Annotated in this window: 19 protein-coding genes; 16 read left to right on the top strand and 3 right to left on the bottom strand. The window is 31.8% G+C overall.

All coding sequences use genetic code 11. From position 1 onward, the window contains the following. Positions 1–56 precede the first annotated feature (56 nt). Both BUE95_RS11605 and BUE95_RS11600 read right to left on the bottom strand, forming a co-directional pair. A complete protein-coding gene (locus BUE95_RS11605; RefSeq protein WP_073584693.1) occupies positions 57–512 on the bottom strand; it encodes a 2-dehydro-3-deoxyphosphooctonate aldolase in 456 nt (151 codons plus the stop codon). Next, on the bottom strand, positions 509–1,012 hold the full coding sequence (locus tag BUE95_RS11600; RefSeq protein ID WP_073584691.1) for a DUF4199 domain-containing protein: 504 nt from the start codon (positions 1,010–1,012) through the stop codon (positions 509–511). Before BUE95_RS11600 ends, BUE95_RS11605 begins: the two co-directional genes overlap by 4 nt. A gap of 97 nt (positions 1,013–1,109) precedes the next feature. On the opposite strand from BUE95_RS11600, the gene BUE95_RS11595 reads away from it, so the two are divergent. Then, complete coding sequence (locus BUE95_RS11595; protein WP_073584689.1) at positions 1,110–1,676, top strand: YeeE/YedE family protein; 567 nt, start codon at positions 1,110–1,112, stop codon at positions 1,674–1,676. 2 nt (positions 1,677–1,678) lie between these two features. After that, entirely contained in the window at positions 1,679–2,092 is a 414-nt protein-coding gene (locus BUE95_RS11590) for a DUF6691 family protein (RefSeq protein ID WP_073584687.1), read from the top strand. Between the two features lie 85 nt (positions 2,093–2,177). Here BUE95_RS11590 and BUE95_RS11585 read toward each other — a convergent pair whose 3' ends face one another. Then, positions 2,178–2,453, bottom strand: a complete 276-nt coding sequence (locus tag BUE95_RS11585) for an ATP-dependent Clp protease adaptor ClpS (protein ID WP_073584902.1) — start codon at positions 2,451–2,453, stop codon at positions 2,178–2,180. Positions 2,454–2,772: 319 nt separating this feature from the next. Between BUE95_RS11585 and BUE95_RS11580 the strand changes: the two genes are divergently transcribed. From BUE95_RS11580 to BUE95_RS11510, 14 genes are all read left to right on the top strand, one after another. Next, positions 2,773–3,516 (top strand): hypothetical protein, encoded by a 744-nt coding sequence (locus tag BUE95_RS11580; RefSeq protein WP_073584685.1) that lies wholly within the window; start codon positions 2,773–2,775, stop codon positions 3,514–3,516. 69 nt (positions 3,517–3,585) lie between these two features. Continuing rightward, positions 3,586–4,620, top strand: a complete 1,035-nt coding sequence (locus tag BUE95_RS11575; RefSeq protein WP_073584683.1) for a sensor histidine kinase — start codon at positions 3,586–3,588, stop codon at positions 4,618–4,620. Continuing rightward, the gene (locus BUE95_RS11570) at positions 4,613–5,374 is read left to right on the top strand and encodes a LytR/AlgR family response regulator transcription factor (RefSeq protein ID WP_073584681.1); all 762 of its coding nucleotides are present in this window, start codon (positions 4,613–4,615) and stop codon (positions 5,372–5,374) included. The genes BUE95_RS11575 and BUE95_RS11570 overlap by 8 nt, the downstream gene beginning before the upstream one ends. An 88-nt stretch (positions 5,375–5,462) precedes the next feature. Continuing rightward, entirely contained in the window at positions 5,463–6,026 is a 564-nt protein-coding gene (locus BUE95_RS11565) for a hypothetical protein (protein ID WP_143165288.1), read from the top strand. 341 nt (positions 6,027–6,367) lie between these two features. Next, a complete protein-coding gene (locus BUE95_RS11560; protein ID WP_073584677.1) occupies positions 6,368–7,744 on the top strand; it encodes an RHS repeat protein in 1,377 nt (458 codons plus the stop codon). Positions 7,745–8,418: 674 nt separating this feature from the next. Further along, a complete protein-coding gene (locus tag BUE95_RS11550; RefSeq protein WP_073584673.1) occupies positions 8,419–9,669 on the top strand; it encodes an RHS repeat-associated core domain-containing protein in 1,251 nt (416 codons plus the stop codon). A 4-nt stretch (positions 9,670–9,673) separates the two neighbouring features. Further along, positions 9,674–10,387, top strand: coding sequence for a hypothetical protein (locus BUE95_RS11545; RefSeq protein ID WP_143165287.1), 714 nt, complete (start codon positions 9,674–9,676; stop codon positions 10,385–10,387). Positions 10,388–10,681: 294 nt separating this feature from the next. Beyond that, positions 10,682–11,896 (top strand): RHS repeat-associated core domain-containing protein, encoded by a 1,215-nt coding sequence (locus tag BUE95_RS13830; RefSeq protein ID WP_073584669.1) that lies wholly within the window; start codon positions 10,682–10,684, stop codon positions 11,894–11,896. A 4-nt stretch (positions 11,897–11,900) separates the two neighbouring features. Next, positions 11,901–12,398 carry a hypothetical protein gene (locus BUE95_RS11535; protein ID WP_073584667.1) on the top strand — a complete coding sequence of 166 codons (498 nt, stop codon included), beginning with the start codon at positions 11,901–11,903 and terminating at the stop codon, positions 12,396–12,398. Positions 12,399–12,587: 189 nt separating this feature from the next. Next, entirely contained in the window at positions 12,588–13,535 is a 948-nt protein-coding gene (locus BUE95_RS11530; protein WP_073584665.1) for an RHS repeat protein, read from the top strand. Beyond that, a complete protein-coding gene (locus BUE95_RS11525) occupies positions 13,519–13,815 on the top strand; it encodes a hypothetical protein (protein ID WP_073584663.1) in 297 nt (98 codons plus the stop codon). The genes BUE95_RS11530 and BUE95_RS11525 overlap by 17 nt, the downstream gene beginning before the upstream one ends. Beyond that, positions 13,805–14,581, top strand: coding sequence for a toxin-antitoxin system YwqK family antitoxin (locus tag BUE95_RS11520; protein WP_073584661.1), 777 nt, complete (start codon positions 13,805–13,807; stop codon positions 14,579–14,581). Before BUE95_RS11525 ends, BUE95_RS11520 begins: the two co-directional genes overlap by 11 nt. A 141-nt stretch (positions 14,582–14,722) precedes the next feature. Next, positions 14,723–15,955, top strand: coding sequence for an RHS repeat domain-containing protein (locus BUE95_RS11515; protein WP_073584659.1), 1,233 nt, complete (start codon positions 14,723–14,725; stop codon positions 15,953–15,955). 192 nt (positions 15,956–16,147) lie between these two features. Further along, positions 16,148–16,555, top strand: coding sequence for a hypothetical protein (locus tag BUE95_RS11510; protein WP_073584657.1), 408 nt, complete (start codon positions 16,148–16,150; stop codon positions 16,553–16,555). The last annotated feature ends 341 nt before the right edge of the window (positions 16,556–16,896 follow it).

The raw sequence follows: 16,896 nt of genomic DNA, 5'->3' as shown, positions 1-16,896 counted from the left end.
ATATTTTTATAATGCTATGGGAGTAACTACTAATTTTCCAATGGGTTTTGGAATTCTTATTTGGTCTTTTTGATAGTAAATCCTTTTGGACACAAGATTTTACCTTTCTCATAACAATTAAAATACAGGATAATGGGTTTATTATTTCCTTCAAAAGTAACTTCATAAATTCCGATAGTTCCTGCACCCATTAGGCTATTTTTGGTAGGAAAAGGACAACAGGTATCTATTTTTTTATAGCTTATTTTTTGTCCTTTAGGTCCTTCTAATCCCTTGAAATAATACTGAATGTTTATATCTTCCTGACGCTCGTGAATGTATCCAATGTTTATTGGATAATCCTGATCATATCCATAATTATTGTCATCGGCATATTCTGTTATGACATAAGCTTTGTCTTTTACGGCAGGACGAACAGCGGTATTGTCGATGTTCTTAATTGTAGATTTGGTACTTACGCAGCTTGTTAGTAAAAGAAAGCCAATTGCAGAAAACAGTTTTCTCATTTTCATTTTGTATTAGGAATTGTAGTTGGTGTTTTAGGTCTTAGTAGGTATGCAACAATTGCCCCTGTAACCACCCCAAAAGAAAGTCCGCCCGAAATATTTTGCCATATATAGGCGGATAAATTAAAATAACGCTGTGCTTCCACTAGTGTTAGCCTTTTGCTTTCTACTGAGAGCGCAATTAACTTTTCAAAATAGTTAGGGGTAATAAATTCATGCGTTATGAATTGTGTTATAGGGCTTAAAATTACCACTATAAACGATATAACGACACCAGCAATAAATCCTTGTTTCCAATTCATTTCGCCCTTATAATAGTTTTTCTTTTTATCTGATAAAGCGAAATAATAAAGTAGAAAATTTGGGAAAATGATCAACATCGTGAAAATCATTTGCCATTTGATTTTTTCATCGTGAAACCCTAATTGCTTTTCAAGAGTCATCCATGCTAAATAAAAGAAGAGCATGATGATTGCCCATTTGAATTCAATTTTGAACTTTTTCATTATAGTCTTTTCATTTATGATTTCAAAAATAACCAAAAATGTTATAATAGTTACTAAAACCAATCTTAATTTCTATTTTTGTAAAAAATTGTAAAAAATGGAATTTATTTTTGGTACATGGCATTGGTCTATTTCCGGTTTTTTAATTGGAATTACCATGCTTGTTTTGACTTATTTTGGGAAGACTTTTGGCATGTCGTCTAATCTTAGAACCCTGTGTAGTATGGCAGGCGCAGGAAAGTTTAGTGATTTTTTCAAGTTTGACTGGCGGGAGCAAAAATGGAGTTTGGCTGTTGTTGCAGGTGCTATTGTTGGAGGATTTCTAGCCTATCAGTTTTTATCTAATGGGAGTGGTGTCCAAATCAATCCTGATACGATTGCGCAGTTAGAAGTTTTGGGTATAGAAGCTCCAAATGGAAAGTTATTACCGGATGCGATTTTTAGTATTGAAACGTTACAAACTCCTAAAGGTTTTGCTATTTTATTAATAGGCGGATTGTTAATTGGATTTGGAACGCGTTATGCTGGAGGGTGTACCTCAGGACATGCTATTTCTGGGTTGAGTAACTTACAATTACCTTCATTAGTTGCGGTTATCGGATTCTTCATTGGAGGATTACTTATGGCCCATTTTCTTTTACCTATCCTTTTTAAAACTACATAATCATGAAATTAGCACGATTTTTTCTTACTGGAATTTTCTTCGGAATTGTTTTAACTAAAGCGGAAGCCGTTTCATGGTATCGTATTTATGAAATGTTTCATTTTCAATCGTTTCACATGTTTGGAATTATTGGAACAGCATTGTTTACTGGGGTTATTGGACTTCAATTGTTTAAGAGAAAAAAAGTAAAAGATTACCATGGAACTCCTATTCATGTAGTGGAAAAAGAAAAAGGGTTCTGGCGCTATTTATTGGGCGGTAGTCTGTTTGGATTGGGTTGGGCCTTAGTAGGAAGTTGCCCTGGACCAATCTTTATTTTACTAGGAACGGGAACCTATGCTATAGCCGTTGTTTTAATTGGTGCCTTATTAGGTACTTATATTTATGGTTTGGTTAAAGATAAATTACCTCACTAATTAGTTCGTTCACTCGCAGCTCAAAAAATAAATTCGTGATATTGAACGAATATACAAGTAAAAAAAAGTCCCTTTCGAGGGACTTTTAAATTATTTCAGCACTTAGGCCAGCATCTAGCAGTGCTGTACATTGTGGTTTTAGAAGGTCTAAAGCACCTGTTTTTACGGTACATTTTCCTTTATAATGCACGAGAATAGCACATTGTTCGGCCTGTAATTCATCGTGTTGACAAACTCTGATTAGCGTTTCGATAACGTGGTCAAAAGTATTTACATCATCATTGTGCAACACGATTTCATGATTCACTCCAACAGCCTCTTCCACCAAAATTTCTTCCTGAATTTTCTCTATCGTACTCATTTTTAACTTTTTTACAAAATTAAAGAAAAATATTCTTTTTTTCAAATGGTTGTTGGGTTTCACTTTTTCTTTTTTAATTGTCCTTCCAAAACATAAAAAGAATATCATTTTAGACAAAATACTTTATAAGGTTTTGAAAATTCGCTGGAGTCCAAGAAAGTTTAAAAGCTCTTGATTCGAATCTCTAAAATCATTTATCCTAAAAATTCTTGGCTCATTCTTTTTTTTCCTTAGTTCCTTATTTTTTGATTTTTTAGGAATGAGGTATCTACTAGTTTTGCTCTGTAATCAAGAATGTATCACCTAAAATCATGAAACTATGAACAGAGAATTAATTTTTTTAAGAACCTTTGCTGCAGCTACTGCAATTGGTATTTTAACTATCGGATCTATGTCTTTTAAAAAATCAGGGAATCGAAAATTTACCGAAATTGATGTGGAGCGAATTAACATCGTTGAAAAAGATGGAACCGTAAAAATGGTGATTACCAACGTGGCTAAATTTCCAAATGGAAATACGCTTATCAACAATCGTCCTACGAATGAGAATAGAAAAAAACGTTCTGGAATGCTTTTTTTTAATGAAGACGGTATTGAATGTGGTGGCTTTATTTATGATGGTCAAAAGAATGAAAAAGGACATAGTAGTGGTTTGTCGTTAACGTATGATCAATATGATGGCGATCAGGTAATGCAATTGTTAACCCAAGATTATCAAAAAGGGGATAAGCGTTATGTGAGTAGTAGTCTCGCTTTTAACGATCGTCCTGCTAAAGAAAGTCAACTCAAAACTGCCGAAATAATGAAAGAGTTGGACGCACTTGGTCAAAAAGACCCAAAAGCAATGGAAGAAAAAATTAAGGCGTATGAAGCACAAGGATTAATAGGAGGAGTTCCTAGAATTATGCTTGGAAAAACTAGAAGTCAAAACAATGGTTTGTTTCTTTTTGACGATAAAGGAAAACCTAAAGCCATGTTTTATGTCGACAAAGAAAATCATGCAAAACTTGATTTTTTTGACGACAATGGCAATGTAATTGCTTCGTTTCCTGAAAAGAAATAACTAATAAAACATCTTTAGCCTTATATTCAAATATAAGGCTATTTTTGTACCCAATGAGACTTACAATTTATGCAAAAATTACTTTCTAAAATAAAGACGCATCGTTACTTTTTATCGTTCGTTTTGCTTTTTGCTTATGTGCAATCCGTTCAGGAGCGTTTTTTACATCGCAATGAATTTGATGTTTATCTTTTTACCCCTGAAGCGGCTGTTGCCCAATTTTTAAGTGCTTGTTTCTTGTTTTTAATCATACGTTATTTGCTTACTAAATGGAAAAAATCAGTATTTATTGGATTGAAAAAGCTGGTTTATGTTTTGTTTGCTTCCACGCTGATCTACTATGTAGCAATGTTGTTTTTAGGTGTAATCGTCGCCCTTATATTTGATACTTTTGATCGCAATTTTAATGCGACAACATTAGTATTAAATTTGTTTATGTATGCCCTAAATGCTTTGATTTATGGTAGTTTTTATTTGACGTACTTTTATTACAATAACAATATAGTGCAACAAGAAGCACTATCGCAATACAATCAAGCGTTAGCAGAGAGCAAGATTTTACAGTTGAAAAGTCAAATTAATCCTCATTTTTTATTCAATAATTTAAATGTATTGGACCAATTGATAGCGGAAGATAAAACTATGGCTTCCGATTTTTTAAATAATTTTGCTGAACTGTATCGTTTTGTTTTAGAAGTGTCGGACAAAAAACTTATTCCATTGGAGGAGGAAATTGCATTTGCTCAAAAATATTTTCATTTGATGCAACAGAAATTTGGCAATGCCTATTTACTAGAGTTTGTCATTAAAAACAAGTCGGGTTCTATTGTTCCGATGACCCTTCAACTTTTACTGGAAAATGCCATAAAGCATAACGTAGGTTCATTGGAAAGCCCGATTAAAATTCGAATCGAAATCGATACCAATATACAGGTATCTAACCCGCTTAAACCAAAAATGAATTCCAAACTAGTTTCAGGTAAAGCGCTAAAAAATTTAAGTACACAATATATGTTGTTGTGTGATCATGAAATTCAAATTAAGCAAGAAGAAACGCAATTTTTAGTAACCATTCCCATCCTAAATAACAGTAAGCATGATTAAAGTACTCTTGATTGAAGATGAAATTCCGGCCAGAAAAAAATTGGTACGCTTTCTAAATGATTTGGAAGAATCGGTTCAAATTGTTGGGGAAATCGATACTGTAGCGAATGCTATTGCATTCTTAAAAAAAACCGAAGTGGATCTTATTTTTTCGGATATTGAATTGTTAGACGGTCAGGCCTTTGAAATATACAGCCAAGTAGAAATCCATTGCCCGATAATTTTTACTACCGCTTATGATCAGTTTTGGATGAATGCTTTTGAGACCAATGGAATTGCCTACTTATTAAAGCCTTTTTCTTTTGAACGTTTTGAAATGGCATGGCAAAAGTTTTTAAAGTTGCGAACCACTCATGATGTTGCGATTACCTTAAAATTATCGGAATTGTTACAGTTCAAACCATCCGAAGTCGCATTTAAGAAAAGGTTTATCATACAAACCAATACGGGTATGTATTTTTTGGATACCGAAAATATAACCCTTTTTTTAGCCGAAGATGGCGTAGTTTTTGCGTATGATACTGCAGGAAAAAAACATTTGTTGCATGAAACTACTTTAAAAGCAATTGAAACCCAACTCGATCCAAACGCTTTTTATAAGATAAATAGGGGCGAGATCGTAGCTAAACGATATTTAGAACGGATTGAACGTTACTCTAAAAATTCGTTGTCCGTAAAAGTTCTCGGATATAAAGAACATGTAATAGTAAGTCAAAGTAACACTCCGGCATTTCGAATTTGGTTAGAAAAGTAGTCATGAGCATGGGAGGTCCTTTTTAGTTTTAATAAAGATAATAAATTTTGTTACTGCTTAATTTATTAGAGATAACAGTTCAATAAGTATGAAAAAATGTATAGCGTTTTTATTAATAACCATTATGATAATAAGTTGTAAAAAAACGGCAATCGAAAAAACGCCTCGGTATGTTTCCCATTCCCTTGATCGTATTTTGAACGAATATGCAGCGGCAAATAAATTAAGACAGAAAGTGGACAAAGACAGTTTTTATTTGTCTAAGCAATCTTATGAAATAGCATTTTTTAGGAAAAAAAATGACACCCTTGCTATTATAGGGAGAATTCCTTTTTACGCTACTGATTTCTTCGCAGATAATAGTTTTGAAAGTTTAGAAAGTAGATTAGGGATTAAAAGTTTAGCGTTAACACAAAACCCCATTTATATGGGTAGTTTTCGATATAAAAACAATCCTGTACATATTTATGATGTTCGAGATAAGGTTGGAAAAAAGGAATATTTTTTTGATAATTTGAAGACCGAAGATTTTAAAGAGTATTATATAAAAGAACAATTTATAGGCGATACGATGGCTTCGTTTTGGATTTATAAAATAAAAAACAAAAAATTTATATTAGAAAAAAAGACAAAACCTTATAGGTATGAATAAATAGATAATGTTTCAGATTTAGTGATGAGTGCTAAATGTATATTTAACAAATTGATAATCAATAAAAAAATAAAAATAATTGTAAAAAAGATGAGCTATATAGTTCATCTTTTTTTATGTTTAAAGAGCTCAAATCAAAGAAAATGATAAAAAATGAAACCTTGTGTATCAGAATTAGTCATACAACCATTCAAAATTCCTAAATTAAAATAGTATTAGTTCACTAGTTCGCAAAAAAAATAAACGGCATTGATGTATGATTCAGAAATGCCGTTTTTTTAATAGTAAAAACAAGAAATCCCAACTAAATATTCACGTTAATCAAGTACAATCATTTGAATTTGCCAACGGAGATTCAATTTGGTACTTTAGGAAATATTAAATACATTTACAATGCTACGGGCCAAAAAGTGAGTAAAATTGTGAGTGAGAACAGTGTTATAACCACACATCATTACCAATCGGGGTATCAGTATGAGAATGGAAACTTGCAGTTCTTTCCTCATGTGGAGGGGTATGTAAATGTGGTAAGTGGTGCTGTTCCTACCTACAATTATGTATACCAATATAAAGATCATTTGGGGAACAACCGTTTGAGTTATGCCACTACAACCCAAGCTTCACAAACGCAGTTAACCATTTTAGAAGAAAGCCATTACTACCCATTTGGGTTAAAACACGCCCCGTATAACAACAACCAATATCAATTTATACCGCCTGCAAATGGAAATAACGTAGCTTTGTTACCAGCAGGACAAAATGGAAATTATCAGTATAAGTACAACGGAAAAGAATACCAAGACGAGCTAGGGCTTAATGTTACAGCAATGGACTTTAGGCAATATGATAGTGCAATAGGTAGATTTAATGGGATGGATAGATTGGCTGAGATGGCACCTGGTATTTCACCATATCGTTTTGGTTTTAATAATCCAATAATGTTTTCAGACCCAACAGGACTGATTGAGAAGAGTGTTCTTATGGATATGTTCAAAAGAAGTGTTGACGATGTAACTACTTGGACAAATAATCGTACGGATGGATTTGAAACAAGTGATGGAGGGTATGTTGGTCATACAAGTGATTTTACAGATTTCAATCAAACGCCAAATGGAGCTAATAATTTGCCAGGTGTTACAGTTATAGGTGATATAAATACAGGGAGTTATAGTGACGCAGTAATTAGTGGTGCAGCCAACCAAATAAGCTATAATATTCATCATACAAATTGGTATGACGCTGATTATTCAATTAGCGGTTCTATTGCTGGTGGACTAGCTATGGGTGGAGGGGCTTTAAACCTTAAAAGTTATCAATTTTTTGGTGCTGATTTTAGTACTGTTGAAAAAGGTTTAAGAAAATCAGGAAGCAGTCAATATTTTGTTAATGGACAATCTTATTGGCAAGGCAATTATAAAAATGCTCCAATATCTGTTGCCAATCAATCTAAATTAGTTGGTAAAGCTAAATTTATGAAAGCCACTGGTAAAGCGATGGGAGCTGTTGGAGTTGTAATTACTGCTTATCAAATAAAAGGAGAATTACAAAATCAAAGATATTATTCTGCTGGCGCAAGAGGAACTGTTGCTTTAATTGCTGCTGGAAGTGTATTTATCCCTGGTGTTGGTTGGGGAATTGCCTTAGGAATTGGTGTAGCCGATGCAATTTGGAGTGACCAATTTTATAATTACATTGAAAATGAATTTGGAGATAAGTAAAGAATTATGTTATACAAAAGATTATATATTCACACATACTCATTAGCATTAAAATCTAAAAGTAATAATGATACTCCATGGTTTATATCAGGATTAATTATTTTTCTATGTTTGATGTTCAATATTCAATCATTATTCTTTTTTATTGGGTCATTTGATGGTTTTGAATTTTTAAATGAGGATAATATTTATGAAATTATTACAATAATATTTTTTAGCATAATTATTTTTATCAATTATTACTCTAATAACAATTACAAAAAAGTATATGAATCATACATTAAATTAAATGGTGTACCCAGAATATGGCTTTCCATACTTACGTTGTTTTTATATTATTCTTTAAGTCTTTTTCTATTGTTTTTAGCAGCTTTTTATAAAAACAAAGATTGGATTTTTTCAAGTTAATTTGGTAATGTCTCAAGATTTAGTGATACAACCATTCAAAAAGCCTAAATTAAAATAGGATTAGTTAACTAGTTCGCAAAAGATTAAACGGCATTTCTATATAATTCAGAAATGCCGTTTTTTTAATAGTAAAAACAAGAAATCCTAACCCAAAATCAAAACAAGAACATCACGTTAATCAGGTACAACCATTTGAATTTGCCAACGGAGATTCAATTTGGTACTCTTGAAATATTAAATACATTTACAATGCTACGGGTCAAAAAGTGAGTAAAATTGTGAGCGAGAACAGTGTTATAACCACACATCATTACCAATCGGGTTATCAGTATGAGAATGGGAACTTGCAGTTCTTTCCTCATGCAGAAGGGTATGTAAATGTGGTAAGTGGAACTGTTCCTGCCTACAATTATGTTTACCAATATAAAGATCATTTGGGGAACAACCGTTTGAATTATGCCACTACAACCCAAGCTTCACAAACGCAGTTAACCATTTTAGAGGAAAGCCATTACTACCCATTTGGGTTAAAACACGCCCAATATAACAGCGACCATTATCAATTTATACCACCTGCAAATGGAAATAACGTAGCTTTGTTACCAGCAGGACAAAGTGGGAATTATCAGTACAAGCTAAATGGTAATGAATGGCAGGATGAGTTGGGGCTTAATATGTACGACATGGATATGAGACAATATGACCCAGCAATTGCTCGTTGGGTTGTCCAAGATCCTGTTATTCATCATAATATGTCTCCATACAATACTTTTGATAATAATCCAGTATTTTGGAAAGACCCTAGCGGAGCTGATGGTGAGCGTTATGATTGGGATAGAGGAGAATATGTTAATAGTAATGGAGATGTAATAACTTATGAACAGGCTTTTGCAGCTCATGGTTTAAATCCAAATGGTATGGATATAAATCCTTTTTCTACAGATGATTTATTTGCTTTAGCAGCTAAAAATGGGGTTACTGATAAAATGGAAGCAGGTAATGCTTTTGAAAGAGCAGCATTAGATTATCTTAATCTAAATTCAAATAATAAATTATTCGGAAGTAAAGAAAGAGCAGCAAGGACAGGAGGTAAATATAAAAACGTAATACCTGACGCAGTATCTGATATTGATGTTTACACATTATTTGAAAAATTTTCACATAAAGATAGTCATTTTCATGAGATTAAAGCAGTAACAGGTTGGCTTAATTTAGAAACTGGATCATCAGAATATCAAGTTTTAGGTTTGATAGATGCAGTTGCTACTTCTACTGAAGGTGGAGGAGCTGGTAGGTCAATATTAACTCTTTATACAACAAGTAATACAAGAATCTCTCCTGATGTTATATCCTATGCAGCAAGTAAAAGGGTTACATTAAAATGGGCAGTTGCATATATGAGTAACAATTTGCTATATTTTACACCGCCATTAACAATTTCAAACAATACAAAAAGACCAACAGCAAGTCCTCCTGTGGGTATACCACAATTTAGGGGAGCTGAAATAAAGTTTTAGATTTATGAATTTATATATCAAGTTTTTAGTGTTTTTATTATCCACAAATTTTATTTTTGCTCAAAAAAATATTATAAAAAAGATGGAATATAAAATATTAACCGAAAAAGAAGGTTTAAATCTGATTAAAAAGGAAGGGTTTTATACTTGTAAAGTAAATGCTGAAGATAACGAACATAAGTACTATAATAGTGCAAGTAATGGTTATCTTATTTATAATAAATATATAAAAGATTTTATTTTGTATAGATCCATAGACGATTATAAAAAGATGCTAGATGATGTTGAAAATCAAACAGTTGACATATCAATTGATTTTAATAAGTTTGAAGAAATGATACCTTTAAGATTAGATAATATATCAAATACAATGAATATTGAAATATCTAAAAGCGATAGTATTGAGTGTTTAAAAAACTTAGATTCTATAATGTCAAAAATAGATAAAAGTGATATTGATTTTTCAAATTCATTTATGGACTTTTTTTCTTATTATTATGTAGCTATAAAAAATGAAATAGAATTTAATAAAACAGAAATACAGCTTTATGACGATAAAGTAAACTTTTATGTTTTTTTAAAAGATAGTAATGAAAGGAAGGAAATCTTTAATAACTTTTACAATATGGTAATAAATCCAGATAAAGAAATAAGTTTTTATTTATGTGCAAAAGAGATAGTAAATCCTTTTATTATAAAAAATGGTAAAAAAAAATAGGGTAATGTTTTAGATTTAGTGATGATTACTTTTTGTGTATTCAAAAGTTTGAAAATCAATAAAGAATAAAAATAATTGTTAAAAGGATGAGCTATATAGTAGTAATGAATTAAATTAAGCATTAATACTATTTATAAATCCTAAATTAAAATAGGATTAGTTAACTAGTTCGCAAAATGATAAACGGCATTGATGTATGATTCAGAAATGCCGTTTTTTTAATAGTAAAAACAAGAAATCCTAACCCAAAATCAAAACAAGAACATCACGTTAATCAAGTACAACCATTTGAATTTGCCAACGGAGATTCAATTTGGTACTCTTGTAAATATTAAATACATTTACAATGCTACGGGTCAAAAAGTGAGTAAAATTGTGAGCGAGAACAGTGTTATAACCACACATTATTACCAATCGGGTTATCAGTATGAGAATGGGAACTTGCTGTTCTTTCCTCATGCGGAAGGGTATGTAAATGTGGTAAGTGGTGCTGTTCCTACCTACAATTATGTATACCAATATAAAGACCATTTGGGGAACAACCGTTTGAGTTATGCCACTACAACCCAAGCTTCACAAACGCAGTTAACCATTTTAGAGGAAAGCCATTACTACCCATTTGGGTTAAAACATGCCCAATATAACAGCGACCATTATCAATTTATACCGCCTGCAAATGGAAATAACGTAGCTTTGTTACCAGCAGGACAAAATGGAAATTATCAGTATAAATACAATGGTAAAGAATACCAAGACGAGTTAGGGCTTAATATGTACGATTATGGAGCTAGGAATTACGACCCTGCTTTAGGTAGATGGATGAATATTGACCCTAAAGCTGAAAAGTATTTCAATTTAAGTCCATATGTATATGTTGCAAACATGCCAACAATAGCTATTGACCCAGATGGAAAAGAAATTTTTATTCCTCTTAAAGGAAACTCAAATAGTTCAGAAAACAGAAAACAGAAAGCTCAACTTACTTCAAGTCTACAAAAGCTTACAAATTCTAAAATCAAATTAGTTGAAACCAAAGGAGGATATTTAGTGAAAACTATTGATGGTAAAGCTAACGAAGGTAAAAATCTTGCCGAAGGTACTAAGTTAGTTGGTGATTTAATAAAATCAGATAAAAGAATTACTTTGACTGTTGATGAGGGACACGAGAACATTACATACAAATCTAAGAATGGTGATAGTTTAATAAAGTTTGACCCAACAAATAATGCAGATGGTACAAAGGGAAATTCTATACAAAATGAAGATGGTACATATGGTAGACCGCCTGAGATTGGTTTAGCTCATGAGTTAATTCACGCTGATGCAAATGCTAAAGGGGAAGTTGATAAAACTCCTGTTTCTACAACAAACCCTGATATTCCGGGACAAGGTAATGCAGTACTTAGTGATAAAGATGAAGTTAACAGTCGTGATAGAGAAAATATAATTCGTGATGAACAAAAAGTCCCACTTAGAAAAATTTTGTTATTTACCCCAATTAAAATGTAAGCTCATGAAAAATAGTATAATTAGAATTTTATGTTTTATTTTTTTATCTGTTTTTGTTATTAGCTGTTCCAGTAAAAGGTCAGCTGGTTTAGATGATAAAAAAATGACAATAATTAAAGACCACTCTTATGTTAAATGGTTTACTGGCTCTGATTTTAAGTCCTTTGAACCAAATAATGTTGAATTAGAAAAAGTAAATGAAATCCTTGAAAAAGCAATAAATGAAGGGAAATTTCATTTTTTAAAAAAGGAAAACATGTCTGAATTAAAAAAACATTACAGACAATATTTGTGCTATCTAAATGAAAAAGGTGAAAAAATAATTTATATAAATGCCTTTTGTGAATTATTTGATGAATATGATAATGAAAATAATTTAGTGCCTTTTGATTGGAAAAATAAGATGGTAGATGTTGCTGATGGAGGTAAATGTTATTGGAATATTAAAATTAATCTCACAACAAATGAATATTTTGAATTAAAAGTAAATGGTATCTCTTAATTTAAAAATTTCAGAATAATCACTACAACCATTTAGAAATCCTAAATTAAAATAGGATTAGTTAACTATTTCGCAAAAAAATAAACGGCATTGATGTATGATTCAGATATGCCGTTTTTTTAATAGTAAAAACAAGATATCCTAACCCAAAATCAAAACAAGAACATCACGTCAATCAAGTACAACCATTTGAATTTACCAACGGAGATTGAATTTGGTACTTTAGGAAATATTAAATACATTTACAATGCTACGGGCCAAAAAGTAAGTAAAATTGTGAGCGAGAACAGTGTTATAACCACACATCATTACCAATCGGGTTATCAGTATGAGAATGGGAACTTGCAGTTCTTTCCTCATGCAGAAGGGTATGTAAATGTGGTAAGTGGTGCTGTTCCTACCTACAATTATGTATACCAATATAAAGACCATTTGGGGAACAACCGTTTGAGTTATGCCACTACAACCCAAGCTTCACAAACGCAGTTAACCATTTTAGAGGAAAGCCATTACTACCCATTTGGGTTAAAACACGCCCCGTATAACAACGACCATTATCAATTTACACCGCCTGCAAATGGAAATAACGTAGCTTTGTTACCAGCAGGACAAACTGGGAATTATCAGTATAAATACAACGGTAAAGAACTGCAAGACGAGCTAGGGCTTAATATTTACGATTACGGGATGATGATGTATGACCCAGCAATTGGAAGAAGAAACAATATTGACCCTAAAGCAGAACAAATGAGACGATGGTCAACATATGCTTATTGTTTTAATAATCCGATGAGATTTACTGACCCTGATGGAATGAAACCTGTTGACTGGTATTTAAACAAGTTTACAGGAAATGTTACTTGGAAAGAAGGTACAGGTAGTAAATTGGGTTATGTTAATTTAGGGCATCATTGGGGGCATTCTGACGCTAGAGGTAATAGGTTTCAGATGGACGGTGATACAAAGCAAATTACGTATAATGGAAAAGTACTTTATGATTACAACAAAGATAAAAGTGGTAGTTATGGTGGTTTTGCCTTTTCTGACGGGGGTAATAATCAAAATCCAAGTGAGTTAAGGAAAGGTGGAAGAGATGTGGAATGGATAGACTTTAAAAGGAATGTTAGGTTTAATTGATTTATTACTTGGTAGAGAGCTAGGTAAAGTTACAAATAGAAAAGGACCTGTAGACAAAGGGACTAATGGAGGAGCTCCTACACAAATCGATAAGGTTAATGATGGAGTTGATGCTGTTGGTGCTGGAGCAGGTGCAACTAATGAGGCAGCTGGAGCTGTTGAAAGCGGTAATAAAGAAGAGAAAAAACAAACAGCAAACGACTCAATTAGAACAACATACTACGGAGATAGCGGGAAAATTATTAGAGAAGAAAAAAGAGCGAAAAAAGATGAAGAATAAAAATAAAATAATAATTACAATAATTTTACTAATTGGATTAATAGCAATTTACTATTATTTTAAAGACGAAAAAATTGAAGTACTAAAAGAATACAGTTCTTCAGGACAGTTAATAGGAACAAATGAATATTATCTTAGAAACGGAGACACAATATTGCATGGTAGATTTATCAATTATAACAAAGACGGTATAAAAATAGCTGAAGGTAATTTTGTTAATGGACATGTAAAAGGAAAATGTCTTTATTATTATGATAATGGAGAATTAGAATCAATATGCTACAGAAAGGATGGTAAAATAACAGAAGAGATTACTGAATTTTATCCTAATGGGAAAGTTAAGAGATATATAATGTTTGACCCGTTTGGATTAGAGGCATTTATAGTTAGATTTGATGAGCAAGAAATTATGAAAAGCTATGAAGGATATTCGATAATGGAAATTTATCAATACCCAATTGCACACAAGGAGCGCTTTAATATTAAAGAAGAACAATATTTAAAAGTTGGTGACACATTAAAATATACTTATTTGGTTGCTAATATTCCAAGTGCAAAACAAAGTTTTACTATAGAAAATGTAGGTATTGATAATGGTAAAGTCAAGCGTGTTACTAAAAAAATTGAACCTTGCCAAATTGATGTAAAAGAGGTTTTAACCAAGAAAGGCAAAAATACTATCAGAAGTATTGTTCGTTATGAATTTAACGATAAGGTTACACCTGTTTTTACTGATACACTTTCTTTTGATGTAGAAGTTCATTAAGTAAATTAAAATAGGATTAGTTAACTAGTTCGCAAAAAATTAAACGGCATTGCTATATGATTCAGAAATGCCGTTTTTTTAATAGTAAAAACAAGAAATCCTAACCGTTAAAAGTTAGGATTTTTTTGTTGTTTTAATCAATTGGATTTTCCAAGAAATCCTTCCGATGACGGGTTTAAAGATGGAATCAATACCGATGATGATTATAGCTATGATGCTTATGGCAACATGACTAAAGATCAAAATAAGAACATCACGTTAATCAAATACAACCATTTGAATTTGCCAACGGAGATTCAATTTGGTACTCTTGGAAATATTAAATACATTTACAATGCTACGGGCCAAAAAGTGAGTAAAATTGTGAGCGAGAACAGTGTTATAACCACACATCATTACCAATCGGGTTATCAGTATGAGAATGGGAACTTGCAGTTCTTTCCTCATGCAGAAGGGTATGTTAAATATTCAAATAATCAATACGGTTATGTTTATAATTATACTGATCATTTAGGGAATAACCGATTGAGTTATTCTGATACTGACAAAAATGGTATTTTAGGTGATGAGGAAATTGTTTCTTGTGGTCCACCAAATAGATATGGTTTTTCAAATTGTACATCTTATTTCACATCTTCAATTTTAGAAGAAAACCACTATTATCCTTTTGGATTGGAGCATGAAGGTTATGATATTGGTCTTTTACAGAAGTATAAGTATAAATACAACGGTAAAGAGTATCAAGACGAGCTAGGGCTTAACATGTATGATTATGGAGCTAGGAATTACGACCCAGCACTTGGTAGATGGATGAATATTGACCCGCTGGCTGAAAAATATCGTAGATGGTCACCATATAACTATGTTATGAATAGTCCACTGAGATTTATTGACTCAGATGGGATGAGAGTAAGTTATGGTGATTTTATTGATAATGCTGGTCGTGAGGGACAAAGTAATCAAGAGAGTGGTGAGGGAAGCGATGACTATTTTGATAAAAAAACTGGAAAGTATTTAGGTAAAGGCGGGACAGATGAAATTAGAGTTATCGATAAAAAAGATTTTGATAATGGTAATTTGGATAAATACGAAAAAGATGGAAGGAATATGACTGATTTCGTAGCTGAGGCAATCGTAATGTATTATTCTCAATTTACGGATAAAAAAATAGCGAATCCTTATAAAGTTTCTATTACTAACGAATTATCTACTTCTTTTGACCCAAAAACAGGAAAGCTAACTTTTAATTTTTATAAAAGAGTATTAGGAGATTGGGTTGAAAACAGATATGATTTAATTAATTTATGGGAGCATGAAGTTGTTCAGCATGGCAGCGACCACGTTAATTTGTGGAAAACTCAAAAGATGAGATAAAAGGACTTAGGTGAAAGTGAAAGAGAAAATTGGGAGAGAAAAGCATTAACTCATCAAATTAAAACATCAAGTTGGACTAAAACAAGTTTAGATTTTAAAGGTCATCTTAGTTATTGGTATGGTTATTTACTATCGCCAAATGTATATCATAAATATTTTAAACAAGTAGTAAAATGTAAATAAACAGGGGTTATGAAAAAAAAGCAAATATTCATAAGCATTTTATCTATATTTTTATTTTTAAGTTGTAAAACGACAGATAATTGTATTTCAAGAATTGCTTTTAAAAAGCAATTAGAATCACCAGGACCAGATTTAATAACGTTCTCTTTAACAAGTAACGAGAAAGAATTTGAAAAATATATTGAAGAGTATGGACTTATAGAAGTTGTTTTTAATGAGAAGAAATTTTTTAAAACCAAAGTATTTGAAATAATTAAAATAGAAGGAAATAATTACGAATTAAAAGCAATGTCTCCTTATTTTTCTTTAATAGACTATTATACAGAAGAGCAAGTTCATACCTTATTTAATGAAAGTTCAAATATGCAAATTAATATTATATTAAATGATAAAAAATTTGTTTTTACAAAATGTTGATTTGTTAACTTTTATAATACCACAACCATTCAAAAATCCTAAATTAAAATAGGATTAGTTCACTAGTTCGCAAAAAATTAAAAGGTGTTGCTATATGATTCAGTAATGCTATTTTTTATAAAATTCCCAAAATTTCTCCAATCCGTGTTCCAAAAAATCCGCCATTATCAGCCTTCGCTTTAGCGAACCCTATTTAACTGTAATCCCGATAGCTATCGGGAACAAAGCAAGCCAAAGAAAAACCCGCGACCATCCGTTAAATCCGTGTCATCCGCGTCCCAAATTTTAACCATTCCTCCCAAATTAAAATTTTAAAAGCTCACAAAATTTCCCCAATCCGT

The organism is Flavobacterium cucumis, assembly GCF_900148835.1.
GTDB classification, from domain to species: domain Bacteria; phylum Bacteroidota; class Bacteroidia; order Flavobacteriales; family Flavobacteriaceae; genus Flavobacterium; species Flavobacterium cucumis.
The sequence above is the reverse complement of the archived record's forward strand: the minus strand, read 5'-3'. Positions and strand labels throughout refer to the sequence as shown.